25 protein-coding genes are annotated in these 24,795 nt (G+C 70.7%); 15 read left to right on the forward strand and 10 right to left on the reverse strand.

The features are described from left to right. Positions 1 to 125: 125 nt before the first annotated feature. The 3 genes from OG504_RS21405 to OG504_RS21415 all read left to right on the forward strand — a co-directional run bounded on the left by OG504_RS21405 (position 126) and on the right by OG504_RS21415 (position 3,339). Positions 126 to 563, forward strand: a complete 438-nt coding sequence (locus OG504_RS21405; RefSeq protein WP_019055782.1) for a gamma-glutamylcyclotransferase — start codon at positions 126 to 128, stop codon at positions 561 to 563. Positions 564 to 702: 139 nt separating this feature from the next. Next, positions 703 to 1,527 carry a purine-nucleoside phosphorylase gene (locus tag OG504_RS21410; RefSeq protein WP_405991278.1) on the forward strand — a complete coding sequence of 275 codons (825 nt, stop codon included), beginning with the start codon at positions 703 to 705 and terminating at the stop codon, positions 1,525 to 1,527. A gap of 177 nt (positions 1,528 to 1,704) precedes the next feature. Continuing rightward, a complete protein-coding gene (locus OG504_RS21415; RefSeq protein ID WP_405991279.1) occupies positions 1,705 to 3,339 on the forward strand; it encodes a phospho-sugar mutase in 1,635 nt (544 codons plus the stop codon). 55 nt (positions 3,340 to 3,394) lie between these two features. Here the strand turns inward: OG504_RS21415 and OG504_RS21420 are convergent, their stop codons facing one another. From OG504_RS21420 to OG504_RS21435, 4 genes are all read right to left on the reverse strand, one after another. Further along, positions 3,395 to 4,135 carry a hypothetical protein gene (locus OG504_RS21420; RefSeq protein WP_405991280.1) on the reverse strand — a complete coding sequence of 247 codons (741 nt, stop codon included), beginning with the start codon at positions 4,133 to 4,135 and terminating at the stop codon, positions 3,395 to 3,397. Beyond that, complete coding sequence (locus OG504_RS21425) at positions 4,132 to 4,884, reverse strand: phosphate ABC transporter ATP-binding protein (RefSeq protein ID WP_405991281.1); 753 nt, start codon at positions 4,882 to 4,884, stop codon at positions 4,132 to 4,134. The genes OG504_RS21420 and OG504_RS21425 overlap by 4 nt, the downstream gene beginning before the upstream one ends. 71 nt (positions 4,885 to 4,955) lie before the next feature. Further along, entirely contained in the window at positions 4,956 to 6,632 is a 1,677-nt protein-coding gene (locus OG504_RS21430) for a hypothetical protein (protein ID WP_405991282.1), read from the reverse strand. A gap of 52 nt (positions 6,633 to 6,684) precedes the next feature. After that, complete coding sequence (locus OG504_RS21435; protein ID WP_405991283.1) at positions 6,685 to 7,380, reverse strand: PH domain-containing protein; 696 nt, start codon at positions 7,378 to 7,380, stop codon at positions 6,685 to 6,687. Positions 7,381 to 7,571: 191 nt separating this feature from the next. Between OG504_RS21435 and deoC the strand changes: the two genes are divergently transcribed. From deoC to OG504_RS21450, 3 genes are read left to right on the forward strand one after another with little or no spacing between them, the layout of a single operon-like run. Then, the gene (gene deoC, locus OG504_RS21440; protein ID WP_405996393.1) at positions 7,572 to 8,531 is read left to right on the forward strand and encodes a deoxyribose-phosphate aldolase; all 960 of its coding nucleotides are present in this window, start codon (positions 7,572 to 7,574) and stop codon (positions 8,529 to 8,531) included. Between the two features lie 5 nt (positions 8,532 to 8,536). Further along, a complete protein-coding gene (locus OG504_RS21445) occupies positions 8,537 to 9,970 on the forward strand; it encodes an aldehyde dehydrogenase family protein (protein WP_405991284.1) in 1,434 nt (477 codons plus the stop codon). Further along, positions 9,963 to 10,871 (forward strand): aldehyde dehydrogenase family protein, encoded by a 909-nt coding sequence (locus OG504_RS21450; protein ID WP_405991285.1) that lies wholly within the window; start codon positions 9,963 to 9,965, stop codon positions 10,869 to 10,871. The genes OG504_RS21445 and OG504_RS21450 overlap by 8 nt, the downstream gene beginning before the upstream one ends. A gap of 108 nt (positions 10,872 to 10,979) precedes the next feature. On the opposite strand, the gene OG504_RS21455 is transcribed toward OG504_RS21450, so the two are convergent. Beyond that, positions 10,980 to 11,384 (reverse strand): hypothetical protein, encoded by a 405-nt coding sequence (locus tag OG504_RS21455; RefSeq protein WP_393761824.1) that lies wholly within the window; start codon positions 11,382 to 11,384, stop codon positions 10,980 to 10,982. Positions 11,385 to 11,511: 127 nt separating this feature from the next. Between OG504_RS21455 and OG504_RS21460 the strand changes: the two genes are divergently transcribed. Beyond that, complete coding sequence (locus tag OG504_RS21460; protein WP_405991286.1) at positions 11,512 to 12,159, forward strand: uridine kinase; 648 nt, start codon at positions 11,512 to 11,514, stop codon at positions 12,157 to 12,159. A 182-nt stretch (positions 12,160 to 12,341) separates the two neighbouring features. Here the strand turns inward: OG504_RS21460 and OG504_RS21465 are convergent, their stop codons facing one another. After that, positions 12,342 to 13,079 carry a SigE family RNA polymerase sigma factor gene (locus tag OG504_RS21465; RefSeq protein WP_366489380.1) on the reverse strand — a complete coding sequence of 246 codons (738 nt, stop codon included), beginning with the start codon at positions 13,077 to 13,079 and terminating at the stop codon, positions 12,342 to 12,344. Between the two features lie 267 nt (positions 13,080 to 13,346). On the opposite strand from OG504_RS21465, the gene afsQ1 reads away from it, so the two are divergent. The 5 genes from afsQ1 to OG504_RS21490 all read left to right on the forward strand — a co-directional run bounded on the left by afsQ1 (position 13,347) and on the right by OG504_RS21490 (position 17,284). Next, positions 13,347 to 14,024, forward strand: a complete 678-nt coding sequence (afsQ1, locus tag OG504_RS21470; protein WP_033280216.1) for a two-component system response regulator AfsQ1 — start codon at positions 13,347 to 13,349, stop codon at positions 14,022 to 14,024. Next, positions 14,021 to 15,634: an ATP-binding protein gene (locus OG504_RS21475; protein WP_405991287.1), complete on the forward strand. Its 1,614-nt coding sequence runs from the start codon at positions 14,021 to 14,023 to the stop codon at positions 15,632 to 15,634. The genes afsQ1 and OG504_RS21475 overlap by 4 nt, the downstream gene beginning before the upstream one ends. 98 nt (positions 15,635 to 15,732) lie before the next feature. After that, positions 15,733 to 16,317 carry a hypothetical protein gene (locus OG504_RS21480; RefSeq protein WP_405996394.1) on the forward strand — a complete coding sequence of 195 codons (585 nt, stop codon included), beginning with the start codon at positions 15,733 to 15,735 and terminating at the stop codon, positions 16,315 to 16,317. A gap of 117 nt (positions 16,318 to 16,434) precedes the next feature. Then, positions 16,435 to 16,986: a VanZ family protein gene (locus OG504_RS21485; protein WP_405991288.1), complete on the forward strand. Its 552-nt coding sequence runs from the start codon at positions 16,435 to 16,437 to the stop codon at positions 16,984 to 16,986. Between the two features lie 94 nt (positions 16,987 to 17,080). After that, positions 17,081 to 17,284 carry a PspC domain-containing protein gene (locus OG504_RS21490; protein WP_033280213.1) on the forward strand — a complete coding sequence of 68 codons (204 nt, stop codon included), beginning with the start codon at positions 17,081 to 17,083 and terminating at the stop codon, positions 17,282 to 17,284. A gap of 75 nt (positions 17,285 to 17,359) precedes the next feature. Here the strand turns inward: OG504_RS21490 and OG504_RS21495 are convergent, their stop codons facing one another. After that, positions 17,360 to 17,719 carry an ATP-binding protein gene (locus OG504_RS21495; RefSeq protein ID WP_327401732.1) on the reverse strand — a complete coding sequence of 120 codons (360 nt, stop codon included), beginning with the start codon at positions 17,717 to 17,719 and terminating at the stop codon, positions 17,360 to 17,362. 141 nt (positions 17,720 to 17,860) lie between these two features. After that, positions 17,861 to 19,018 carry an adenosine deaminase gene (locus tag OG504_RS21500; protein WP_405991289.1) on the reverse strand — a complete coding sequence of 386 codons (1,158 nt, stop codon included), beginning with the start codon at positions 19,016 to 19,018 and terminating at the stop codon, positions 17,861 to 17,863. 113 nt (positions 19,019 to 19,131) lie between these two features. On the opposite strand from OG504_RS21500, the gene OG504_RS21505 reads away from it, so the two are divergent. Beyond that, on the forward strand, positions 19,132 to 19,896 hold the full coding sequence (locus OG504_RS21505; RefSeq protein WP_405991290.1) for a prolyl oligopeptidase family serine peptidase: 765 nt from the start codon (positions 19,132 to 19,134) through the stop codon (positions 19,894 to 19,896). 71 nt (positions 19,897 to 19,967) lie between these two features. Here the strand turns inward: OG504_RS21505 and OG504_RS21510 are convergent, their stop codons facing one another. Continuing rightward, positions 19,968 to 20,924, reverse strand: a complete 957-nt coding sequence (locus OG504_RS21510; RefSeq protein WP_405991291.1) for a LysR substrate-binding domain-containing protein — start codon at positions 20,922 to 20,924, stop codon at positions 19,968 to 19,970. A 63-nt stretch (positions 20,925 to 20,987) separates the two neighbouring features. Between OG504_RS21510 and OG504_RS21515 the strand changes: the two genes are divergently transcribed. Both OG504_RS21515 and OG504_RS21520 read left to right on the forward strand, forming a co-directional pair. After that, positions 20,988 to 22,265, forward strand: coding sequence for an MFS transporter (locus tag OG504_RS21515; RefSeq protein WP_405991292.1), 1,278 nt, complete (start codon positions 20,988 to 20,990; stop codon positions 22,263 to 22,265). Positions 22,266 to 23,413: 1,148 nt separating this feature from the next. Beyond that, on the forward strand, positions 23,414 to 24,430 hold the full coding sequence (locus OG504_RS21520) for a sigma-70 family RNA polymerase sigma factor (RefSeq protein ID WP_405991293.1): 1,017 nt from the start codon (positions 23,414 to 23,416) through the stop codon (positions 24,428 to 24,430). Here OG504_RS21520 and OG504_RS21525 read toward each other — a convergent pair. Beyond that, positions 24,314 to 24,706: a hypothetical protein gene (locus OG504_RS21525; protein WP_405991294.1), complete on the reverse strand. Its 393-nt coding sequence runs from the start codon at positions 24,704 to 24,706 to the stop codon at positions 24,314 to 24,316. The genes OG504_RS21520 and OG504_RS21525 overlap by 117 nt on opposite strands. Positions 24,707 to 24,795: the final 89 nt, after the last annotated feature.

Raw genomic sequence — 24,795 nt, forward strand, 5'->3', positions numbered from 1 at the left:
GTCGCCGGGGCCGCGGAGGGCCTTTTCGGCAGTGGGCTCGGGTACTGGTGAGTACGGAAGTCCGGGGGCTCGGGTACCGGTGGTTACGGGAGTGGCGGGTGGTTTCGCTGCCGTACTCTCGAAGCATGTCGCTCTACGCCGCGTACGCCGGCAATCTCGACGCGCGGCTGATGACCCGCCGCGCCCCGCACTCGCCGTTGCGCGCCACGGGCTGGCTGAACGGGTGGCGGCTGACCTTCGGCGGCGAGCACATGGGCTGGGAGGGCGCGCTCGCGACGATCGTGGAGGCCCCGCGCTCCCAGGTCTTCGTCGCGCTGTACGAGATCGCGCCGCCCGACGAGGACTCCATGGACCGGTGGGAGGGCGTCGGCCTCGACGTCTACCGCCGGATGCGGGTGCGGGTGCACACGCTGGAGGGCGAGGAACCCGCTTGGGTGTACGTCCTCAATGGCTACGAGGGAGGGCTCCCGTCCGCCCGTTACCTCGGTGAACTCGCCGACGCCGCCGAGTCGGCCGGCGCCCCGCACGACTATGTGATGGAGCTGCGGAAGCGGCCCTGCTGAGGGTTCCCCGCGGTTCCGCTGAGGGTTTCCCACACATAACGCCCGTCACAGGTCTCGTTGGAAACGACAAGACAACGATCGCCATCCCGTGCGCTCTGTCATCTACGCGCGTAGGCCCAGACCAGCTACGCTCATCGGCGTGAACGCATCTCTTCTTCCGGACGACATCCAGGGCGACCCCCATGCCGCCGCTGACGCCGCCGCCACGCGCCTGCGCGAACTGACGGGCGCCGAGACCCACGACGTCGCCCTTGTGATGGGCTCCGGCTGGGGACCGGCCGTCGACGCCCTCGGCGTACCCGAGGCCGACTTCCCCGTCACCGAGCTGCCCGGTTTCCCGCCGCCGGCCGTCGAGGGCCACGGCGGCCGGATCCGCTCGTACGCGATCGGTGACAAGCGCGCGCTGGTCTTCCTCGGCCGTACCCACTACTACGAGGGCCGCGGGGTCGCCGCCGTCGCGCACGGCGTCCGTACCGCCGTCGCCGCCGGCTGCAAGACCATCGTGCTGACCAACGGCTGCGGGGGGCTCCGCGAGGGCATGCGTCCCGGCCAGCCCGTGCTGATCAGCGACCACATCAACCTCACGGCCACGTCCCCCATCGTCGGCGCGAATTTCGTCGACCTCACGGATCTGTACTCGCCTCGGCTGCGCGCCCTGTGCAAGGAGATCGACCCGGCGCTGGAGGAGGGTGTCTACGCCCAGTTCCCCGGGCCGCACTACGAGACTCCGGCGGAGATCCGGATGGCTCGGGTGATCGGCGCGGACCTCGTGGGCATGTCCACGGTGCTCGAAGCGATCGCTGCGCGCGAGGCGGGTGCGGAGGTGCTGGGGATCTCCCTGGTGACGAACCTTGCCGCGGGTATGACGGGTGAGCCTCTCAACCACGAGGAAGTTCTCCAGGCCGGCCGGGATTCCGCCACGCAGATGGGGTCGCTGCTGGCCCAGGTGCTCGGGCGGCTGTAGGCACCGTCCCCAGGGGGCTCCGCCCCCTGGACCCCCGGATGTTTCCCACCCACCCACCCACCCGTCTCGGGCATCCAGAAGCCGAGGAACAGACCTTCTTGGTGAGGCGGGAAACGGACGTAAAAAGCCAAGAAGCCAAGACGCTGACGAACAGCCACCACGAAAGGCTCACCCGACGTGCACGACGACGAACTCATCGCGCGGGCCAGGACCTGGCTCGCCGAGGACCCCGACGCGGACACCCGTGACGAGCTCGCCAAGCTCATCGACGCCGGGGACGTCGCCGAGCTCGCCGAGCGCTTCAGCGGGACGCTCCAGTTCGGGACCGCCGGCCTGCGGGGCGAACTCGGCGCCGGGCCCATGCGGATGAACCGTGCGGTCGTCATCCGGGCCGCCGCCGGACTCGCCGCGTACCTCAAGAAGACCGGCCACACCGACGGAGTCGTCGTCATCGGCTACGACGCCCGCCACAAGTCCGCCGACTTCGCCCGCGACACCGCCGCCGTGATGGTCGGCGCGGGGCTGAAGGCCGCCGTACTGCCCCGCCCCCTCCCCACCCCCGTACTCGCCTTCGCCATACGGCACTTGGGCGCGATCGCGGGCGTGGAGGTCACCGCCAGCCACAACCCGCCCCGGGACAACGGTTACAAGGTCTACCTCGGCGACGGCTCCCAGATCGTGCCCCCGGCCGACGCGGAGATCGCCGCCGAGATCGGGGCGATCGGCTCACTGCACGACGTGCCCCGGCCCACCACCGGCTGGGAAACCCTCGACGACAGCGTCCTCGACGCCTACCTCGCCCGCACCGACGCCGTCCTCGCCCCCGGCTCCCCCCGTACCGCCCGCACCGTCTACACGGCGATGCACGGCGTCGGCAAGGACGTGCTGCTGGCCGCGTTCGCGCGGGCCGGGTTCCCGGAGCCCGTGCTCGTCGCCGAACAGGCCGAGCCCGACCCGGACTTCCCGACCGTCGCGTTCCCCAACCCGGAGGAGCCCGGCGCGATGGACCTCGCCTTCGCGCAGGCCCGCGCCACGGACCCGGACCTGATCATCGCCAACGACCCCGACGCCGACCGTTGCGCCGCGGCTGTGAAAGCAGATGGGAACTGGCGGATGCTCCGCGGCGACGAGGTCGGCGCGCTCCTCGCCGCCCACCTCGTCCGGCGCGGCGCCCAGGGCACCTTCGCCGAGTCGATCGTCTCCTCGTCCCTGCTGGGCCGTATCGCCGAGAAGGCGGGTCTGCCCTACGAGGAGACCCTCACCGGCTTCAAGTGGATCGCCCGGGTGGAGGGCCTTCGCTACGGCTACGAGGAAGCCCTCGGCTACTGCGTGGACCCGGACGGCGTGCGCGACAAGGACGGCATCACCGCCGCCCTCCTCATCACCGAGCTGGCGTCCGAACTCAAGGCCGAGGGACGTGATCTGCTCGATCTCCTGGACGATCTCGCCGTCGAGCACGGTCTGCACGCCACCGATCAACTCTCCGTCCGCGTCGAGGACTTGACCGTCATCGCGGACGCCATGCGGCGGTTGCGCGAGCACCCCCCGACCGCACTCGCCGGGCTGGCCGTCACCAAGGCCGAGGACCTGAACGAGGGGACCGACAAGCTGCCGCCCACGGACGGGCTGCGCTACACGCTCGACGGCGCCCGGGTCATCGTCCGGCCCAGCGGCACCGAGCCCAAACTGAAGTGCTATCTGGAGGTCGTGGTGCCCGTCGCCGCGCACGCCGACCTCCCGGCCGCCCGGGCCCAGGCCGCCGAGACCCTCGCGACGATCAAGCGGGACCTGTCGGCCGCGGCCGGTATCTGAGACACCGTCACTTCAGCCCGGCTCCCCCTGATTCACCGGGAGCCGCGTACGGGGTTCAGTCACGCATCAGGTAGCTGAACCCCGTGTCCGGTCCCACGCAGGACTGGAGGGTGAGGTCGCCCCAGTAGAGGCCTGCCGCCGGGACGCCTCGGCCCGGGGTGACGTAGTGGGCGTAGACCTTGTACGTCCAAGTCCCGCGCGGGGTACTGATGTTGACCCTGGTGCCGACGGGCAGCGTGGCGAAACGGTCGAAGCCGCAGTAGTCGTGGCCGACGATCACCACGGTTCTCAGCTCGTAGCCGTCCTCGGTGCCGATCGCGGGGCCCGTCCACTGCACGGCGTGCCGGCACGCGTCGACCTCCGCCTGGCCGCCCCGGACCACCGTCGAGGACCAGCCGCCGATCCGGATCGTGGTGGCGGTGGGGCGGCCGGTCGTCGCCGTGTCGGTGCCGGGGGTGGCGGACCTCGTGGGCGTGCGGCGGGGAGCGGCGGACGGGACCTTCCGGGAGAGGTCCGGGCCGGGCACCCGGGCATCGGAGGTGGACGGGGACGGGACGGCCGGGACCGATGCCGGTGTGCGGGGGCGTGAAGTGGCCGAGGAGGTCGTCGGGGCGGCGGACTTCGCGGACGGCACCGGTGGTGCGAGGGCAGCCGGGGTGGTCGTCTTGGCTGTCGTGGACGTCGGCCCTGCCGCCGTGGTCATGCCCCGCGCCCCACCTCCGCAGCCGGCGACGAGCAGGAGCGTCGCCGCGACACCGACGGCTGCCCGGACCACCGCTCCCGGCCGTGCCGTCATCCGAACCGTCCGTTCACGTAGTCCGAAGTCCGTTCGTCCTGGGGTGAGTTGAACATCGCCTGGGTGTCGCCGTGTTCGACGATCACGCCCGGGGTGTTCTGCGAGGCGAGGAAGAAGGCGCAGCTGTCCGAGACGCGGGCGGCCTGCTGCATGTTGTGGGTGACGATGACGATGGTCACCTCGGACTTGAGCTCGGCGATGGTCTCCTCGATGCGCCGGGTGGAGGTCGGGTCGAGTGCCGAGCAGGGTTCGTCCATGAGGAGGACCCGGGGTCGTACCGCCAACGACCGTGCGATGCACAGGCGTTGCTGCTGGCCGCCGGAGAGCGCGCCGCCGGGCTGGCGGAGGCGGTCCTTGACCTCCTTCCACAGGCCCGCCTTGATCAGGCACTCCTCGACCAGGTCGTCCTTGCCGTCGCGGCTCGCCTTGATGGCGTTGAGCTTGAGTCCGGCGAGGACGTTGTCGTAGATCGACATGGCGGGGAAGGGGTTGGGCTTCTGGAAGACCATGCCGATCTGGCGGCGGGCGTGGGTGATGCGGCGGCCGCGGTCGTAGATGTCCTCGTCGTCGAGCAGGACCCGGCCGGCCAGCGAGGCGGAGCCGATCAGTTCGTGCATGCGGTTGAGGATGCGCAGGAAGGTCGACTTGCCGCAGCCGGAGGGGCCGATGAGCGCGGTGACCTCGCGGGCGGGCATCGTGAGCGAGACCCGGTCGAGAACCCCTAGGACAGGCACAGGGAAAGCGCTCACCGCACGGTCTGGACAACGTTGCCGATAAGCGGACGGAAGCGTCGGCATGCGGGCACCGCCCCGCACAGCGGTCAGGACAGCCAGCGCGAGACGAGCACCGCGATCCAGGCGATACCGAGACCCACGGCGAACGGCCACAGCGGCCGCCCGCGCTCCCTCTCCTCGCTCTCGCCGGTGGGGCGCAGGGCGGGATCGGCGATCATCGCGGCGAGTTCGGCGGCCAACGCGTCGTAGGGATGGGCGAGTTGGCGTCTGCGTTGCAGCCAGGGCCAGCGGGGCGCGGCCATCGACCAGTCGTCGCCGTCACGCACCCGCAGCTGGAGTTCGAAGGACTCCCTGCGGGCCGCGCGGAGGTCGTCCCAGGGGATGTGGCGCGGGGCGCGCAGCCGGTTCAGCCAGACACCGGTGCGGTCGGCGGTGATGCGCCAGCGGAGTTTCACGGGGACGCGGACGGCGCACATCAGGCCGAAGAGGAGGAGCAGCCCTCGAAGCCAGAGGCTGTCGTCGATCCCCAGCAGGAAGTACCCCGTGCACCACAGCATCGTCAGGAAGCTCGCCAGCCAGTCCACCGGCCCCGCCCGCCAGCGCCGTACCGGCACCACGGTGGTCCCCGCCCGCACGGTCGCGGCCAGTTCCTCGTCCCGCGCCGCCCGCACCGCCGCCCGCTCCTCCCGGGCGAGCCGCCGCCGTGCGGCGCCCTCCGGCAACGGTCGTACGGGCCCGGTCGACCACTGCGTCACCGGCGGCTCACCGGGCTTCTCCGGCGCGCTGAGCAGCAGGATCTCGGCGCCGTCGTAGGGGGTGCCGTAGAGGACGGCCTCGCGCAGGGGGCCGGGATCACGGGGCGCGTCCTTGTCGAGGAGCTCCTCCAGCTCCTCCAGCGCCGCCTCGTCGTCCTTGACGTCCTTGCCGTCCTTGCCGTCCCCCTGCCTCTCCCCCTCCTCGTCGCGTACCGCCCTCGTCGCGACCGTGAACAGCGGCCGGAGCGCCTCGGTGTCGTCCGTCGCGTAGATCACGGCGTCCTCGTGCTCGTCCTTGCCGACAAGGACGCGCAGGACGGGTGCGGGTGCCGTGCGCAGGGCGACCGCCCGGCGTCGGCCGAGGGTGCCGGAGAGGAGCAGGGTGAGGGCCAGGCCCAGCGTGAACAGGCCCTCGGCGAGGGCCAGTTGGCGGTCGTCCGCCGCGTTCCACAGGCCGGAGGTGGCGAGCAGGACGACGCCGGGGACGGCCAGACCGGCCCCGGACTTGAGGAACAGCCCGCCCCGCCGCACCGGCCCGTCCGTGTCGGGCGGTACGGCCGTGACCCCGGCGGTCGCGGCCAGGGCGCTGTGCCGCTGGCGGGCACGCGCGCGTGCCCGTAGCTCGGCGGCCGTCACGGAGGCCAGGACCAGCAGGGCGGCGCACACCAGGACCGGCCACGGCAGTCCTGTCCCCCGCACCGCCACCAGCACGATCAGCACGGGGGCGGAGAACCGTACGGCCTCGGGACGCCACAGCCACCAGACGACCTGGAGCGGCAGCAGCGCGACCAGGTCCGGGGGCAGATCCGTCGTCGCCAGCAGGCCGAAGGCGACCAGTACGGCGCACCAGACGGCCAGCTCGACGGCCCAGTGGCGCGGCCGTACCGGTACCCACCGCGGGACCACCGCACCGGCCCACACGCGCGCGTGCTCCCCGTTCCAGTCCACGCACCCCTCGGGTATCGCGGTGGCGGGCAGCGGCGACAACTCCCGGACGTTCGTGGTCATGACATCCCAGAGAGGTAGGGGCGGGGAAGTGTGAGTGCGGGGGCCCGTCCGGTCAGCCCGTCGCCAGCAGGATCGCCAGGAGTACGGCACCGGCGACCACCGGCCCGATCACCTCGTACGCCCAGCGCACGGTGACCTCTCCCTGCGCCGACTCCGCCTGCTCCCTGGCCTCCAGCAGCTCGCGCAGGTCGGCCATGATCTGGTCGGACTCCGCGCGCGTGGGCCCGGCCGGCACGGCGCCGCCCCGCATGCCGCTGCCCGCGCCCATGCCGCCGCCGAACCCGCCGAGGCCGCCGCCGAAGCCCAGGGCGCCGGACCTGCCGCCGCGCTGCGCTCCCGCCGCCTCCGCGGCGGCCTTCGCCTCGCGCCGTGCCGCCTTCTTGCGGCCGCGCAGCGAGACCGGGACCGACCACAGCTGGAACTTGGCGCCCGCCTTCGTGACGGCCTCGTTCGAGAACCCGGACCGCAGACTCGCGATCTCGCCCCACGGCAGCACGACGACCCGGAACGGGTTGCGGACGCGCAGCCGGTCCTGGTTGGCGTACACCGCCGGGCGGAGCGTGAACGCGGCGACCGCCGGGACGACGAGGATCAGGCCGGCGAGCGCGAGCCACGGGGTGCGGCCGTGGCCGGACACGAGGGCGTCGATGCCGAGCCAGCAGGCGATGGCCAGCAGCAGGACACCGCCGATGAGGCCCGCGGGTGAGCGGTAGATCCGGTCTTTGGGCTCGGGGTGCGGGGTCGTCATGATGCGAATTCTGCCTCAGAGGTGCGCCTGCTCGCCGTTGGGGCTGTGTGCGTTCGCGACTGCGGGTGCGTCGTGGTTGCTCGCGCCCAGGCGGCGGAGCCGCATACAGATACAGCCCCGCGCCCCTCAGGTAGGACCACCTGCCCGGGGTGTACAGCCGCTACGCGCGTAGATATGCTCGTCTGGTGACCATGCCCACCACTGCACCTGCTGCTGCACACGCACTCGGCGAGGTAACGGCTTCCGACAGCACGCTGCGCCGTTTCCTCCACGGGCTGCCCGGCGTCGACGCGGTCGGCCTGGAGGCGCGTGCCGCCTCGCTCGGGACCCGTTCCATCAAGACCACCGCGAAGGCGTACGCCATCGACCTCGCCATCTCGATGGTCGACCTGACGACGCTGGAAGGCGCGGACACCGCCGGAAAGGTCCGGGCGCTCGGCGCCAAGGCGGTCCGCCCCGACCCGACCGACCGCACGAGCCCCTCGACCGCGGCCGTCTGTGTCTATCCCGACATGGTGGCCACCGCGAAGGAGGCCGTCGCCGGTTCCTCCGTGAAGGTCGCCTCCGTCGCCACCGCGTTCCCGGCCGGCCGCGCCGCGCTCGACGTGAAGCTGGCCGACGTGCGGGACGCGGTCGCCGCGGGCGCCGACGAGATCGACATGGTCATCGACCGCGGGGCGTTCCTCGCGGGCAACTACATGAAGGTGTACGACGAGATCGTCGCCGTGAAGGAGGCTTCGGGCGCCGCCCGCCTGAAGGTCATCTTCGAGACCGGCGAACTCTCGACGTACGACAACATCCGCCGCGCGAGCTGGCTCGGCATGCTGGCCGGCGCGGACTTCATCAAGACGTCGACGGGCAAGGTGGCCGTCAACGCCACGCCCGCGAACACCCTGTTGATGCTGGAGGCGGTGCGCGACTTCCGCGCCCAGACCGGCATCCAGGTCGGTGTGAAGCCCGCGGGCGGTATCCGCACCTCCAAGGACGCGATCAAGTTCCTGGTCATCGTCAACGAGACGGCGGGCGAGGACTGGCTGGACAACCACTGGTTCCGCTTCGGCGCGTCCTCGCTCCTGAACGACCTGCTGATGCAGCGTCAGAAGCTGGCCACCGGCCGCTACTCCGGCCCCGACTACGTGACGGTGGACTGACCATCATGGCTACTTTCGACTACGCACCCGCCCCCGAGTCCCGCTCGGTCGTCGACATCGCGCCCTCCTACGGCCTGTTCATCGACGGCGAGTTCACGGAAGCGGCGGACGGCAAGGTCTTCAAGACCGTCTCCCCCTCCACCGAAGAGGTCCTCTCCGAGATCGCCCAGGCGGGCGAGGCGGACGTCGACCGCGCGGTGCAGGCCGCCCGCAAGGCCTTCGAGAAGTGGTCGGCGCTGCCCGGCTCCGAGCGCGCCAAGTACCTGTTCCGCATCGCCCGGATCATCCAGGAGCGCAGCCGCGAACTGGCCGTCCTGGAGACCCTGGACAACGGCAAGCCCATCAAGGAGACGAGGGACGCCGACCTCCCCCTGGTCGCCGCGCACTTCTTCTACTACGCGGGCTGGGCCGACAAGTTGGACCACGCCGGCTTCGGCGCGAACCCCCAGCCCCTCGGCGTCGCGGGCCAGGTCATTCCCTGGAACTTCCCGCTCCTGATGCTGGCCTGGAAGATCGCCCCGGCCCTCGCGGCCGGCAACACGGTCGTCCTGAAACCCGCCGAGACCACCCCCCTCTCGGCACTGTTCTTCGCGGACATCTGCCGCCAGGCCGGCCTCCCCAAGGGTGTCGTCAACATCCTTCCGGGATACGGCGGTTCGGGCGCCGCGCTCGTCGCGCACCCGGACGTGAACAAGGTCGCGTTCACCGGCTCCACGGCGGTCGGCAAGCAGATCGCGAGGACAGTCGCGGGTACGACCAAGAAGGTCACCCTCGAACTCGGCGGCAAGGGCGCGAACATCGTCTTCGACGACGCCCCCATCGACCAGGCCGTCGAAGGCATCGTCACCGGCATCTTCTTCAACCAGGGCCAGGTCTGCTGCGCGGGCAGCCGTCTCCTCGTCCAGGAGTCCATCCAGGACGAGCTGTTGGACTCGCTGAAGCGCAGGCTCTCCACGCTCCGCCTCGGCGACCCGCTCGACAAGAACACCGACATCGGCGCGATCAACTCCGCCGAGCAGCTCTCCCGCATCACCACGCTCGTGGAACAGGGCGAGGCAGAGGGTGCCGAGCGCTGGTCCCCGTCCTGCGAACTCCCGTCCTCCGGCTACTGGTTCGCCCCGACGCTCTTCACGAACGTCACCCAGGCGCACACCATCGCCCGCGACGAGATCTTCGGCCCGGTGCTGTCCGTGCTGACCTTCCGCACGCCCGAAGAGGCCGTCGCGAAGGCCAACAACACGCAGTACGGCCTCTCCGCCGGCATCTGGACCGAGAAGGGCTCCCGCATCCTCGCGGTCGCGAGCAAGCTGCGCGCGGGTGTCATCTGGTCCAACACGTTCAACAAGTTCGACCCGACCTCGCCGTTCGGCGGCTACAAGGAGTCGGGCTTCGGCCGCGAGGGCGGTCGCCACGGCCTGGAGGCGTACCTCGATGTCTGAGAAGTCCGACAAGAGCGAACAGCAGCGTCTGAGCGTCTTCAAGACCTACAAGCTGTACGTCGGGGGCAAGTTCCCCCGTAGCGAGAGCGGCCGGGTGTACGAGGTGACCGACTCAAAGGGCAAGTGGCTCGCGAACGCGCCGCAGTCCTCCCGCAAGGACGCCCGCGACGCGGTCGTAGCCGCCCGCAAGGCGTTCGGCGGCTGGTCCGGCGCGACGGCGTACAACCGCGGCCAGATCCTCTACCGCATCGCCGAGATGCTGGAGGGCCGCAAGGACCAGTTCGCGCGCGAAGTCGCGGACGCGGAAGGCCTGTCGAAGTCGAAGGCGGCCGCAGTGGTCGACGCGGCGATCGACCGCTGGGTCTGGTACGCGGGCTGGACCGACAAGATCGCGCAGGTGGTCGGCGGCGCGAACCCGGTAGCGGGCCCGTACTTCAACCTCTCCTCCCCCGAGCCGACGGGAGTGGTCACCGTCCTGGCCCCCCAGGAATCCTCGTTCCTCGGCCTGATCTCGGTCGTCGCCCCGGTGATCGCGACCGGCAACACGGCCATCGTCATCGCGAGCGAGAACTCCCCGCTCCCCGCGCTGTCGTTGGGCGAGGTCCTGGCCACCTCCGACCTCCCCGGCGGAGTCGTCAACATCCTCTCCGGCAGGACGGCGGAGATCGCGGCGCCCCTGGCCGCCCACCAGGACGTCAACGCGATCGACTTGGCAGGCGCGGACGAAGTACTGGCGAAGGACCTGGAGATCGCAGCGGCGGACAACCTCAAGCGAGTCCTCCGTCCACAGCCTGTGGATTACGCGGAGACTCCCGGCATCGACCGCCTGACAGCCTTCCTGGAGACGAAGACGGTCTGGCACCCCACGGGTTCGCTAGGGGCATCCGGCTCGTCGTACTGATCGGCCTCACGGCACTCACCCCAGGGGCGCGGGGAACTGCGCGACCAGCCACGACGGACGCGCACCCGGCAACAAGTCCGCAGTTCCCCACCCCTCCCCCGCAATCCCTCAACCCCCCAACAGCCCCGTCACCTGCCCAACAACCGGCATACTCCCGATCGACTGAGCCTCAGCAACCGGCCCGGTCAACGCCTGCGAGGCCAACGGCTGAAAGTCGGCAAGCTGGGTCGCAACCCCGTTGTCGAGCGGGTCTACACCCGTCCCCGCCAGGGGGTTGGGCTTGAGCCCGGCAACAGGTCCGGTGACATACCCGACCGTGCCGGTGAGCGCGCCGAGCCCCGCCGCGGGGTCGATCTTGCCCAGAGACGTGGGCCGAGTCCGCACCACGTCAGCCACCGGCGAGGTGTCCGCGGCGGCCGACGCCGCGCCCGCGCCGAGGGCGACTCCGGCGGTCGCGAGGGCGACGAGGGCGCGCTGGGCGGTCGGATGCTGGGGGGACGTGTGTCGTGCCATTGCTGGTGCCACCTTCTGGTGCGCAGGGTAATCAGGTCAGCACGAAGGGTAGTTGACGTGTGATGCGCGTTCCACTGGCGACCCGCGGGGTCGGCAGGACGTACGGAATACGTCAAACTGGTGTCCCGTGAGCATCCTTTCCCCGTCACCGGCCCGTGTCGTGCTGCTGTGCGGCCCCTCGGGTTCCGGCAAGTCCCTCGTCTCCGCCCGGTCCGGTCTGCCCGTGCTGCGGCTCGACGACTTCTACAAAGAGGGCGACGACCCGACGCTGCCGCAGGTGGCGGGGAGTTCGGACATCGACTGGGACCACCCCGACTCCTGGGACGCGGACATCGCGGTCGCCGCGATCGTCGAACTGTGCCGCACGGGCCGTACGGACGTTCCGGTCTACGACATCTCGCTCAGCGCCCGCACGGGCACGGAGGCGGTCGACGTCGGCCGGACCCCGTTGTTCATAGCGGAGGGCATCTTCGCGGCCGAGGTCATCACCCGGTGCCAGGAGCTGGGCGTCCTCGCGGACGCGCTGTGCCTGAGCCGCGGCCCGATGCGCACCTTCCGGCGCCGCTTCCTGCGGGATCTGAGGGAGGGCCGCAAGTCCGTGCCGTTCCTGCTGCGGCGTGGCTGGCGGCTGATGCGGCTGGAGCGCTCGATCGTGGCCCGGCAGACCGGACTCGGCGCGTACGCCTGCGACAAGGACGAGGCACTGGGCAGGCTCGCGGCGGCGGCGGTGGGCCGGCGCCCGGCACGGACGACTCCGGCGCCCTCCGCGCCGTAGACCCAAAAAAAAGCGGGACTGGACGGACCCCCCGGCCCTCCAGTCCCGCTCTCCCCGTTCCCCCGTGGTGCTTCCCCCGTGCTTCCCCCCCCCATGGTCCCCGTGACCCCGTCGGCACCCCCCGGTACCGATCCCCCGTGGTCCCCCCGGACCTCCCCCGTTACCCATTCCCCCCCCAACCCTCAGGCGACAAGCTCCCCGAAGGCGTCCTCCTCGTCACGGCCGAAGCTGAGGACCTCGTCCTCGCGCATGCGGCGGAGCGACCGCCAGATGCTGGACTTCACCGTGCCGACACTGATGTCGAGGATCTCCGCGATCTCCGGGTCCGTGCGGCCCTCGTAGTAGCGGAGGACCAGCATGGTGCGCTGGAGTTCCGGCAGCCGGGACAGCGCCTGCCACAGGACCGCGCGCAGTTCCGTGCCGCGCATCGCGTCCGTGTCGCCGGGCGTCTCCGGCAGTTCCTCGGTCGGGTACTCGTTCAGCTTGCGGCGGCGCCACGCGCTGATGTGCAGGTTCGTCATGGTGCGGCGGAGGTAGCCCCCGACCGCGGCCTTGTCGCTGATCCGGTCCCATGCCTTGTACGTCGAGAACAGCGCGCTCTGCAGCAGGTCCTCGGCCTCGAAGCGGTCGCCGGTCAGGTGGTACGCGGTGGCGTACAGGGAGGCGCGGCGCTCCTGGACGTAGGCGGTGAACTCCGCCTCCGACAGCGAGCGACGCTCCCCCGTGTCCTCCCTGTACGCGCTTCCCCCGTGCGCTTCCCCCGTGTGCGCGTCAACCACCGTCATGTAACCGGTGTGCTGACGCCCGGTGCCGCGAGCGCACCCCCGCCCGCTCACGGCACCGGACTTCTCGGAACCCCGGGTGACGTCGTGCAGACGCGTGATGACTGCGTTGTTGCTGGTGCTGTGCAGCGTGTTCATCTCGCGCCCCCCGTAGTGGACTTGCCCGGTGTTCGGATGTTCCGGCGTGGTTCCTTGCCTGTGCCGAAAATCCTGCCGGGGTCACTTCATGGACGTGTCCCCCGACTGTCACAGACCTGTCACAGGGGTCGGTCTCTGTAGCCCACCTCAGAAAACGGACAGTCCGGTCACAGAAAAGGGCGCTACGGGTGCGCACACGTACCTACAAGGGCTACGTACACGTACAGGTGTCGAAACCCCACCCCCACATGGGCCAGAATGAGCCCCGTGCCTTCCCTGTTGCTGATCGAGGACGACGACGCCATCCGGACGGCCCTGGAGCTCTCGCTGACGCGCCAGGGACACCGGGTAGCCACCGCTGCCAGCGGCGAGGACGGTCTGAAGCTGTTGCGTGAGCAGCGGCCGGACCTGATCGTGCTGGATGTGATGCTGCCCGGCATCGACGGTTTCGAGGTGTGCCGTCGTATCCGGCGCACGGACCAGCTGCCGATCATTCTGCTCACAGCGCGCTCCGACGACATCGACATCGTCGTTGGACTGGAGTCCGGCGCCGACGACTACGTGGTCAAACCCGTGCAGGGGCGCGTGCTCGACGCCCGTATCCGGGCCGTGCTGCGGCGCGGGGAGCGAGAAGCCAACGACGCGGCCACGTTCGGCTCGTTGGTGATCGACCGCGCCGCGATGACCGTCACGAAGAACGGCGAGGACCTCCAACTCACGCCCACCGAGCTGCGGTTGCTGCTCGAACTGAGCCGGCGGCCCGGACAGGCCCTGTCCCGGCAGCAGTTGCTGCGGCTGGTGTGGGAGCACGACTACCTCGGTGACTCGCGGCTGGTGGACGCCTGTGTCCAGCGGCTGCGCGCCAAGGTCGAGGACATCCCGTCGTCCCCGACCCTCATCCGTACCGTGCGCGGCGTCGGCTACCGCCTGGACTCGCCTCAGTGACCGACGCACCAGGGGGGATCCGCGGCTGGCGCCCGGGTCGTAAGGGAGTTCTGTGGCGGCTGCGGTTCACCAGCCTGCGCCTCAGGCTGGTCGTCGTCTTCGGTCTCGTCGCGCTGACCGCCGCCGTGTCCGCGTCCGGCATCGCGTACTGGCTCAACCGCGAGGCGGTCCTCACCCGTGCCCAGGACGCCGTCCTGCGCGACTTCCGCCAGGAGATGCAGAACCGCGCCGGCGCCCTGCCCGTCCACCCCACGCAGGACGAACTGATGCGCACGTCGGGCCAGATGGCCAACAGCAGCCAGCGCTTCAGCGTCCTGCTCGTCGGCGAGGACGCCAACGACAAGACGGTCTACGGCAACTCCGGCGGCCTGAACGGCTTTTCGCTGGAGGACGTGCCCAAGTCGCTGCAGACCGCGGTGAACAAGCAGCAGTCGGTGTCCGACGGCAACAAGGAGCCGTACCACCTGTACTGGCAGCGGGTCACCGAGCACGGCACGCCGTATCTGGTGGCCGGGACGCGGATGATCGGCGGCGGGCCGACCGGCTACATGCTCAAGTCCCTCGAGCCGGAGGCCAAGGACCTCAACTCCCTTGCCTGGTCGCTGGGTATCGCCACCGGGCTGGCGCTGATCGGTTCCGCGCTGCTCGCGCAGGCCGCCGCGACGACCGTCCTCAAGCCCGTGCACCGGCTCGGCATCGCCGCGCGCCGGCTCGGCGAGGGCAAGCTGGACACCCGCCTGCGGGTCTCCGGGACCGATGAACTCGCCGAGCTGTCACGGACGTTCAACCAGACCGCCGAGGCGCTGGAGAAGCGGGTCGCCGACATGGCCGCCCGCGACGACGCCTCGCGCCGGTTCGTCGCCGACATGTCGCACGAACTGCGCACCCCGCTGACCGCGATCACCGCCGTAGTGGAGGTGCTGGAGGAAGAACTCGACGCCGAGACCGGCAGCGTGGACCCGATGATCGAGCCCGCCGTGCGCCTCGTCGTCAGCGAGACCAAGCGGCTCGGCGACCTCGTCGAGAACCTGATGGAGGTCACCCGCTTCGACGCGGGCACCGCCCGGCTCGTCCTCGACGACGTCGACCTCGCCGACCAGATCACCGCGTGCATCGACGCCCGCGCCTGGCTGGACGCCGTGGACCTGGACGCCGAGCGCGGGATCCACTCCCGGCTCGACCCGCGCCGCCTCGACGTCATCCTCGCCAACCTCATCGGCAACGCCCTCAAGCACGGCGGCTCGCCGGTCCGGGTCTCGGTCCGCCTGGAGGACGACGACCTCGTCATCGCGGTCCGCGACCACGGCCCCGGCATCCCCGAGGACGTCCTGCCGCACGTCTTCGACCGCTTCTACAAGGCGAGCGCCTCCCGGCCGCGCTCCGAGGGCAGCGGCCTCGGCCTCTCCATCGCCCTGGAGAACGCCCACATCCACGGCGGCGAGATTACCGCCGCCAACTCCCCCGACGGCGGCGCGGTGTTCACCCTGCGCCTGCCCCGGGACGCCTCCACGCTCACGGAGGACCCGGAGACCGACAAGGGCGAGGGCGAGAACCCCGACGGCCCGGGCGGCTCGGGCAGTTCGGGCGGCTCCAAGAGGAATTCATCATGACCGTACGACAGTTGCTGGTACCGCACGGGGAACGGGCCGCCGCCGTACGCCGGTTGGCGGGTCCTCGCAGGGAACGGGCCGTCTCCGTACGCCGGTTGATGGCGCTCCCGCTGCTCGGCCTGCTGCTCGCCGGGTGCGGGATCCGGGCCACCGAGGTGCCGACCGACTTCGGGGCGGCTCCCTCCCGGGTGCCGTGCACGCTCACCGAGCCGGACGTGTCGCCGCAGGCCGCGCGCGGGGTGCCCGTGCAGGTGTTCCTGCTGTGCGGGTCGTCCCTGGTGACCGTCGACCGGGCCGTACAGGTGCCGGACGGCACGGCGGACGTGCAGCGGCGCGTCATCGTCGCCCAGGGGCTTCTGGACCAGCTCGCGGAGTCGCCCTCGTCGGGTGAGAAGGACGCCGGGTACACGACCGACGTGCGCGGCGGCATGACGGTGAGCGGGCCGCGGGCCAAGGATCCCAAGGACGCGCTGCGGCTGAGCAATTCACCGGCCGACCTCACGTCGTACGCGCTCGCCCAGATCGTCTGTACGTTCTCCGACTCGGCCGCGGCCGAGGGCGACGGCTCCGTGATCCTCGGCGGCCCGGACGGCTCGCCCCTGCGCCGTTACGAGTGCACGGACGACGTCCGCTCCGACCCGGGCACCAAGGCACCGCCGTCCAGCGAGGTGACGGGCGGCTGAAGCCGCGTGCGCCCCGGGGGTGAACGAGGCGCGAAAAGGGGCGTGTGGCGCAAGCCTCACCCTGCTCCCCGGTGCCTACCCGGAACCGATCGTGCCGGACAGGGCGTCTTGTGGGGCGTGCAGCGTCAAGGCTCCATCGGCGGCAGCGCCGCGATTCGCATCCGTGTGGCAGGAGGTGTCCTCCTCGTCGCACATCTCGTGCTCGTCGCCTGGGTCACGCTGCGCCCCCGGGACGTCCCTTGGGTGATGCCCCCGAACCTGCACCCGCTGGCCAGCATCAGAGCCGACCTGGCCATGGGCTGGCCGGAGGCGTCGAAGCGGATCGGCGAGGGCCTCGCGCTGCTGGCCCCCCTGGGCGTCCTGCTCCCGATGGTCAGCGGCCGGCTCCATGTCTCCCCGCTCGCGTCCTTCATCCGTACGGTCGCGGCGGGCGCCCTGATCTCCCTGGGCATCGAACTGCTCCAGACCGGGGTGCCGGGCCAGGTGGTGGACATCGACTCCCTCCTGATGAACACGGTGGGCGTGGCCCTCGCGCACGCCGCGATCGTCCCGGCGGCCCGCGCCTGGCTCCGCCGCAGGACCGAGAGCCGACAGCCCCTGACCGTCCTCCAGGAGGAACCGACTCAGGGACGGACCCCGACGATTCCCAGGGTCGGCATCGCACCGTAGAGCGACGCGGGGTGCGCTGCGGCTCCGTACGGTTGAAGACAGATGGGGCAACCACACGGGGGGCCTCGGACAGCCGCTCGCGAAGGAGCAAACAATGACCGCCATTGCCCGCCCCACCCAAGGCCGCATGATCGGCGGAGTGTGCGCAGCGCTGGCGCGGCGCTTCGGTACCTCCGCGACCACGATGCGGGTGATCTTCCTGGTCTCCTGCCTGCTGCCCGGCCCGCAGTTCCTGCTCTACATCGCGCTGTGGATCCTGTTCCCGGCCGAGGACAAGGTGCGCACCGAGGCCTGGTAGGACCCCGGCGCACGTACGCCGATGGGGCGCACCCTCGTCCAGGGTGCGCCCCATCGGCGCGTTCAGGGGCGGGGCTCAGCCCAGCGGGATGCCGTTCAGCGGGACGCCGTGCGTGGGCAGACCCGTCTGCGACAGGGGCAGACCGCCCAGCAGCCCGGCGACGGGCGCGGTCGGACCGTCGGACAGCACCTTCTCGGCGGCCGGCTGCACGGCGGACAGGCCACCCGCGAGCGCGGGCTGCGCCTGGCTGAGCGCCTGGCCGGCACCCGGCAGCGCCTTGGCGACGTTCTCCGCGGGCAGCGTGTGGGTCACGGTGCCCAGCGCCTGGGTGGCGTCCGGAAGCGCCGGGGCCGCGCTCGCGGCACCGGCGCCGACAGCGGCGAAAGCGGCACCGAGGGCGGCGACACCGAGGGTCTTGGCAGCAGACTGCTTCATGGTGAATGCGTCCTTGAATGGGATGACGGGAGATGTGAGCGGTCCAAGACCGTAAACACGCGAAGGCACCCGCCGCAAACATCGAAATGCGGACGGATTGTGAACACCCGCCCGCATTCCGGTCCCGCCCCTCAGCCCCGTTCAGCCCTCTTCCGCCGCAGAACCGCTGGTGGAAGCGGTCTGCCGGAACAGCCATTCGGATTTCAGCTCGGCATATCCGGGCTTGATCACGTCATTGATCATGGCGAGTCGTTCATCGAAAGGAATGAATGCTGACTTCATAGCATTGACGGAGAACCACTGCATGTCGTCGAGCGAATAACCGAACACCTCGACAAGGTGCTCGAATTCCTGGCTCATGCTGGTGTGCGACATAAGCCGGTTGTCGGTATTGACCGTCGCCCGGAAGTGCAGCCGGCGCAGCAGTCCGATGGGGTGCTCGGCGTAGGAGTCGGCGGCGCCGGTCTGGAGGTTGGAGCTGGGGCACAGCTCCAACGGGATGCGCTTGTCGCGCACGTACGACGCCAGCCGCCCCAGCTCGACCGAGCCGTCCTCCTTGACCTGGATGTCGTCGATGATGCGCACCCCGTGCCCGAGCCGGTCGGCGCCGCACCACTGCAGGGCCTGCCAGATCGACGGCAGCCCGAAGGCCTCGCCGGCGTGGATCGTGAAGTGGTTGTTCTCGCGCTTCAGATACTCGAAGGCGTCCAGGTGCCGGGTGGGCGGGAACCCGGCCTCCGCACCCGCGATGTCGAAGCCGACGACGCCCAAGTCGCGGTAACGGTTGGCGAGTTCGGCGATCTCCAGGGAACGGGCCGCATGCCGCATCGCGGTGAGCAGCGCCCCCACGCGAATCCGGCGCCCGCTCTCCCGCGCGAGCAACTCCCCTTGCCGGAAGCCCTCGTTGACGGCCTCGACGACCTCTTCGAGGCTGAGCCCGCCGTCCAGGTGCTGCTCGGGCGCGTACCGCACCTCGGCGTATACGACACCGTCCTCGGCCAGATCCTCCGCGCACTCGCGGGCCACCCGGATCAGCGCGTCCCGGGTCTGCATCACGGCGACCGTGTGCGAGAACGTCTCCAAGTACATCTCCAGCGAACCCGAGTCGGCGGCCTCGGCGAACCACACGCCGAGCTTGTCCGGGTCGCTCTCGGGGAGTCCGGTGTACCCGGCGTCCCGGGCGAGTTCGACGATCGTCCCCGGGCGGAGACCGCCGTCGAGGTGGTCGTGCAGCAGAACCTTCGGCGCCCGGCGGATCTGGTCCGGCGTCGGGGTGTTCGGGGTGCTCTGGCTCGTCATTTCCGCACTCTAACTCCTACGCGCGTAGATCGCCCGCTGTACGAATCCGTCGATACGTAACGGTGACCGCGCGGAAGGATGGCGTACACGCTTGCTTCTGACACTGTTCTGTCATGGCACAGCAAGCGACGCCGGTCAGGACGGCCCGGCTGGGGAGAGCGCTCGGTCCCGAACCGACCTCGGTGAGCGGCGTGGTGCTGCTGCTCCCCGGTGGCGAGGAGGTGTCCAGCCGTAGGCCCTCCCCCATGTTGGCGACGGCCTCCGTACGGACGTTGGGGCGCCGACTGGCCCGCGCGGGCCAGGCCGACGGGCTCGCCGCGCATGTCGTCCACTACCGCTGTCGCGGCTGGAACGGCAGCGAGGCGTCTCTCGCGCACGACGCGGCGTGGGCGGTGGAGGAGGTCGTACGGCGGTACGGGGACGTGCCCGTGTGTCTCACCGGGATCGACATGGGCGCCCGCGCGGCGTTGCGCTCCGCGGGGCACGAGGCGGTGAACTCCGTTGTCGCGCTGGCTCCTTGGCTGCCGGAACAGGACGTTGCGGCTCCACCCGAACCGGTGAAACAACTCGCCGGGCGGCGGGTGTTGATCGTGCACGGCACGAACGACGAGCGGACCGATCCCGAGTTGTCGTTCCGGTTGGCGGCTCGGGCGAAGAAGGCGAACCGGGACATCTGTCGGTTCGAAGTGCATTCCGATGGGCACGGGCTGCATCAGCATCGGCAGGAAGTGCATGCGCTGACCGAGGACTTCGTGATGGGGGCGTTGTTCGGGCGGGCGTTTTCTCGGCCTGTTGAGGATGCGCTTCAGGCTCCGCCGCCGTTGGGGTTGAGGATGCCGTTGGCTGCGGGGTTTGGGCGGTCGCTTCGTAGGGGTTGATCCTCCGTTGCGGGGTGCGGGTCATGTGTGGCTGGTCGCGCAGTTCCCCGCGCCCCTCAGGTGGGTGACCCTTACGTTGGTAGCAAGTTGCCCTTTCTTGACAGTAGGAACTGCTTGAAGGCTGCCACCGGGGGTGTGTCTGGGTGGCCGTCCAACCACGCCACGCCGATTTCCCTCACCGCCCTCGGGGCTGTGACCGTCAACTCCGCAACTCCTGGGCGGGGTACGGCCGGTGGGGGTAGGAGGGCGACCCCGAGCCCTGCCGCCACCAGGCCCCGTAGGGTCTCGGCCTCCTCTCCCTCGAAGGCGATCTTCGGGCGGAAGCCGGCCTCCTTGCAGACGGCGTCGGTGATGCTGCGGAGGCCGTAGCCGGGTTCCAGGGTCACGAAGGTCTCGTCGGCTGCTTCTGCCAGGCGGATGCGCTTGCGGGTGGCCAGGCGGTGGTCGGCCGGGACGACGAGGCGGAGTTTCTGAACGTCGAGGCGGTGGGCCACGACATCGGGGGCGTCAAGGGTCGGATCGGTCAGGAGGCACAGGTCCAGCTCGCCCGCCCTCAGCCGTTCCAGCATGGCGTCGCCGTAGTTCTGGACGAGGCTGAAGCGGACGCGGGGGTGGTCGGCCCGGAAGGCTCGGATGAGGCCGGGGACGGTTTCGGAGCCGAGGGTGTGGAGAAAGCCGAAGGCGACCTTGCCGGTGGCGGGGTCGGCGTCGGCGCGGACCTCGTCGGCCGCCTTCTCGATTTCGGCGAGGGCGCGCTCGACCGAGGCGAGGAAGGTGCGGCCGGCCGGGGTCAACGACACCGTGCGGCCTCGGCGGGCGAACAGGTCCACGCCCAGGTCCTGTTCGAGGCGGACCATCGCCCGCGACAGGGTGGACTGCGGGACCTGCATCTCCTGCGCGGCCCGCGTGACGTGTTCGGTGCGGGCGACGCCGGCGAAGTACGCGAGGCGGGGCGCGAGCAGCGCGACGATGTCTTCTGTGTCACCGGACGGTGACAGGTGAGCCTGTGAGCTGTACTGATGCGCCATGGGAACGATTATGGCGTTTCCGTGCATTGGACGGATGAGTGGGCGCGTACGTAGCTTCGAAGCATGCCTTCCGCCGATACCGGGGCGTCCACCGTCGTGGCCGCCACCACCCCTGTCCCCGACTCCGACTCACGGCTGACGCCGGGTGGTCCCGGCTATCGCCGTATGAGCTTCGCGCTGTTCCTCGCGGGCGTGGCGACCTTCGCGCTCCTCTACTCCACGCAGGCATTGCTGCCGCTGATCTCCTCCGGTTTCGCGGTGTCGGCGAGTGCGGCGAGCTGGACGGTGGCGGCGGCCACGGGTGGGCTCGCGTTGTTCGTCCTGCCGATGAGCGCGCTGTCGGAGCGATTCGGACGTCGTACGGTCATGACGGCGTCGTTGGTCGTCGCGGTGAGCCTCGGGGTGCTGGTGCCGTTCGCGCCGTCGCTGGGGGCGTTGGTGGCGTTGCGGTTTCTCCAGGGTGCCGCGCTGGCCGGGCTGCCGGCCTCGGCGACGGCGTATCTGGCGGAGGAGGTTCGACCGAAGGCGCTGGTCACGGCGATCGGGCTGTTCGTGGCGGGCAACAGTGTCGGCGGGATGAGCGGGCGGGTCATCACCGGGTGGGTCGCGCAGGAGTGGGGCTGGCGGGTCGCGGTCGGGGTGATCGGGCTGATCGCGGTCGGCTGCGCCATCGCCTTCCGGCTCCTCCTCCCCGCCCCTCGGCACTTCACGCCGGGTTCGTTGCGCCCGCGCGTCCTGGCCCGCACGGTCCGCGACCACCTCGCGAACCCGCTGCTGTGCCGGCTGTACGCGATCGGCGCCCTGTTCATGACCGTCTTCGGCGGCGTCTACACGGTCATCGGCTACCGCCTCACCGAGGCCCCCTTCTCCCTCCCCCAGGGCATCATCGGCTCGATCTTCCTGGTGTATCTGGTGGGGACGGTGTCGGCGTCCACGGCAGGCCGGTTGGTGGGCCGGCTGGGGCGCCGGGGGGCCTTGTACCTGGCGGGCGGCACGACGGCGGCGGGTCTGCTGGTCTCCCTCGCCGACTCACTCCCCCTGGTACTGCTCGGCCTGGTCCTCATCACGGCCGGCTTCTTCGCGGGTCACGCGGTCGCGTCCTCGTCGGTCAGCAAGACGGCCACGACGGGGCGTGCGCAGGCGTCGGCTCTGTACCAGTCCGCGTACTACATCGGCTCCAGCACCGGCAGTACGGTCGGCGCGATGGCGTTCCACGCGGGGGGCTGGGCCGGGACGGTGGGGGTCGGGTTGCTGGCGGTGGTCGGCGTTGTGACGATCACTGTGTTGGGGTCGCGGGCGGCGCGGGTGGAGCGGCGGGGGGTTGGGGCGGCGGCTGCCTGAGGGGGTAGGTGGGGGGCCTGAGGGGGCAGGTGGGGGGCCTGAGGGGGCAGGTGGGGGGCCTGAGGGGGCAGGTGGGGGCCTGGTCTGACGGGGCTGGACGCGGGAGCCTGGCCTGCAGAGGTGGGGGCGCGAGCCCGGCCTGCAGAGGCTGGACGCCGGAGCCTGGCCCGAAGAGGGGGCGCGAGCCCGGCCTGCAGAGGCGGGGGCGCGAGCCTGGCCTGACGGGGCTGGACGCCGGAGCCTGGCCCGAAGAGGTAGGGGGCGCGAGCCCGGCCTGCAGAGGCTGGACGCGGGTGCCCGGCCTGACGGGGCTGGACGCCGGAGCCCGGCCCGAAGAGGTGGGGGGCGCGAGCCCGGCCTGCAGAGGCTGGACGCGGGTGCCCGGCCTGACGGGGCTGGACGCCGGAGCCCGGCCCGAAGAGGTGGGGGGCGCGAGCCCGGCCTGCAGAGGCTGGACGCGGGTGCCCGGCCTGACGGGGCTGGACGCGGGAGCCCGGCCCGAAGAGGTAGGGGGCGCGAGCCCGGCCTGCAGAGGCTGGACGCGGGGTGGTCTGGGGATGGCCGGCGGCGAGGGCCTGGTCTGAGGGGTCCGTCCTAGCAGGGCACTTTCCAGTACGGGGTTCGAGTACGGGCGGCCGATTCAGCGCCGGGCGGCAATCCGGTACAGGGCGCGATCATCCAACGCCGGGCGGCGATCCCGTGCAGGACGTGATCATCCAACGCCGGGGGGGCTGCCCAGTACAGGCCACCGACATCCTGCGCGGGGCGGCTCCCCAGTACGGGCGCCAATTTCCAGCGCCGGGCGGCGACCCGGTACAGGTCTCTGGCATCCAGCGCCGGGCGCGTATCCAGTGCAGGCCACAACATCCAACGCGGGCGCGTATCCCGTGCAGGCCACACCACTCGGCTCCGGGCGGCTGTCCCGTGCAGGCCGCGCATACTCAGCCCGTCCGGCGTTTGAGGACGAGGCCCTTTCGGGGCCGATCGGGGGTCTGGGGGCGGAGCCCCCAGGGGACGTCCGCACCAATACCGGGTGACCTGTAATCGCCCTGACCTGCACGTTCGTTCAGTCCTCGCGCCATTGTCAGTGGGCTGCGCTACGTTGCGGGGTAAGGGAAGAACGGCCACAGGGGTGGGTGGGCGAGACCATGAGTGACAGCGTTGTTACGACGACGGACCTCGACGTCAGGCTGGAGAAGCACCGCGTCGAGCTGACCGGGTACTGCTACCGCATGCTCGGCTCCTCCTTCGAGGCCGAGGACGCCGTGCAGGACACGATGGTCCGCGCCTGGCGGAACTACGAGAAGTTCGAGGGACGGTCCAGTCTCCGTTCGTGGCTGTACCGGATCGCCACCAACGTCTGCCTGGACATGCTGTCCGCCGGCAACAAGCGGGCACGGCCCGTCGACCTCAGCGACTCCACCCCCCTCGCACAGGCCGCGCTGTCGCCCCGCGCGGACAACACCTGGCTCGAGCCGATGCCGGACGCGCGCGTGCTGCCGACGGTCGCAGACCCCGCGGAGGCGGCCGTGGCCAAGGAGTCCGTACGGCTCGCGTTCATGGCCGCTCTGCAGCAACTCCCGCCCAAACAACGGGCGGTGCTGATCCTGCGCGAGGTCCTGGCCTGGCGGGCGAACGAGGTGGCCGAGCTGCTCGACACCTCGGTCGCGTCGGTCAACAGCGCGTTGCAGCGGGCCCGGGCGACCCTAGCCGAGCGGGACGACAAGGCGGCCGACGCCGCCGTCTCCGACCCGCTCGACGAGGAGCAGCGCAAGCTTCTCGAGCGGTACGTCGCCGCCTTCGAGGGCTACGACATGGCCGCGCTCACCGCGCTGCTGCACGAGGACGCCATCATGACGATGCCGCCGTTCGACCTGTGGCTGACCGGCCACGACGACATCACGGGCTTCATGACGACGATCGGTTCCGCCTGCGAGGGCTCACGCCTGATCCCGGTGCAGGTGAACGGTCTGCCGGGCTTCGCCCAGTACAAGCCGGACCCGGACACCGGCGGGTTCAGCCCCTGGGCGGTCCAGATCCTGGAGATCTCAGACGGCGGGCTCACCGGGTTCCACTTCTTCCTGGACACCAAGCGCTGGTTCCCGCTGTTCGACCTGCCCCTCCATCTCGAAGCGGAGTCCGACCAGGTCGAGGAGGGCTCGTAGCGCGGGGGTGGGGTCGCGCAGTCTGATCCGGCCGCCGCCGGTCCGCCGGGCGGTGAGTTGCAGCCGGGCCAGGAGATCGACGGTACCGAGCCCGGGTGGTCCTGGTCCCACGATCTCGACCAGGACCACGCCGGCACCGGGCGTCGCCTCCAGCAGTGCCCGTACCTCTGCGCACAGCCCCGCCACCTCGTCACGGGTGACGGGGCGGGCCGGCACGAGTACAGCGGGTGTCTTGGCGTCCACGATCGGTAGACCGGGTGGGCGGTCGTAACTCATCGGGGGCGACCACCTAGGTTTGCTGTATGCCCCACGGATCAGCCCCGCCCTGGATACCCGACGCCCTCGCGCGCGCCGATGTCGGTGCC

It is taken from the genome of Streptomyces sp. NBC_00986, from assembly GCF_045162565.1.
Taxonomy (GTDB): Bacteria; Actinomycetota; Actinomycetes; order Streptomycetales; family Streptomycetaceae; genus Streptomyces.

What these genes read in the sequence shown, in the direction of transcription:
- OG504_RS21405 (WP_019055782.1), top strand. Translation starts at nt 126, where the DNA reads ATGTCGCTCTACGCCGCGTACGCCGGCAATCTCGACGCGCGGCTGATG.
- OG504_RS21420 (WP_405991280.1), bottom strand. Translation starts at nt 4,135, where the DNA reads ATGACGGCACGGCCGGGAGCGGTGGTCCGGGCAGCCGTCGGTGTCGCG.
- OG504_RS21430 (WP_405991282.1), bottom strand. Translation starts at nt 6,632, where the DNA reads ATGACCACGAACGTCCGGGAGTTGTCGCCGCTGCCCGCCACCGCGATA.
- OG504_RS21435 (WP_405991283.1), bottom strand. Translation starts at nt 7,380, where the DNA reads ATGACGACCCCGCACCCCGAGCCCAAAGACCGGATCTACCGCTCACCC.
- deoC (WP_405996393.1), top strand. Translation starts at nt 7,572, where the DNA reads ATGCCCACCACTGCACCTGCTGCTGCACACGCACTCGGCGAGGTAACG.
- OG504_RS21445 (WP_405991284.1), top strand. Translation starts at nt 8,537, where the DNA reads ATGGCTACTTTCGACTACGCACCCGCCCCCGAGTCCCGCTCGGTCGTC.
- OG504_RS21450 (WP_405991285.1), top strand. Translation starts at nt 9,963, where the DNA reads ATGTCTGAGAAGTCCGACAAGAGCGAACAGCAGCGTCTGAGCGTCTTC.
- OG504_RS21455 (WP_393761824.1), bottom strand. Translation starts at nt 11,384, where the DNA reads ATGGCACGACACACGTCCCCCCAGCATCCGACCGCCCAGCGCGCCCTC.
- OG504_RS21465 (WP_366489380.1), bottom strand. Translation starts at nt 13,079, where the DNA reads ATGAACACGCTGCACAGCACCAGCAACAACGCAGTCATCACGCGTCTG.
- OG504_RS21480 (WP_405996394.1), top strand. Translation starts at nt 15,733, where the DNA reads ATGGCGCTCCCGCTGCTCGGCCTGCTGCTCGCCGGGTGCGGGATCCGG.
- OG504_RS21490 (WP_033280213.1), top strand. Translation starts at nt 17,081, where the DNA reads ATGACCGCCATTGCCCGCCCCACCCAAGGCCGCATGATCGGCGGAGTG.
- OG504_RS21495 (WP_327401732.1), bottom strand. Translation starts at nt 17,719, where the DNA reads ATGAAGCAGTCTGCTGCCAAGACCCTCGGTGTCGCCGCCCTCGGTGCC.
- OG504_RS21500 (WP_405991289.1), bottom strand. Translation starts at nt 19,018, where the DNA reads ATGACGAGCCAGAGCACCCCGAACACCCCGACGCCGGACCAGATCCGC.
- OG504_RS21505 (WP_405991290.1), top strand. Translation starts at nt 19,132, where the DNA reads ATGGCACAGCAAGCGACGCCGGTCAGGACGGCCCGGCTGGGGAGAGCG.
- OG504_RS21510 (WP_405991291.1), bottom strand. Translation starts at nt 20,924, where the DNA reads ATGGCGCATCAGTACAGCTCACAGGCTCACCTGTCACCGTCCGGTGAC.
- OG504_RS21515 (WP_405991292.1), top strand. Translation starts at nt 20,988, where the DNA reads ATGCCTTCCGCCGATACCGGGGCGTCCACCGTCGTGGCCGCCACCACC.
- OG504_RS21520 (WP_405991293.1), top strand. Translation starts at nt 23,414, where the DNA reads ATGAGTGACAGCGTTGTTACGACGACGGACCTCGACGTCAGGCTGGAG.
- OG504_RS21525 (WP_405991294.1), bottom strand. Translation starts at nt 24,706, where the DNA reads ATGAGTTACGACCGCCCACCCGGTCTACCGATCGTGGACGCCAAGACA.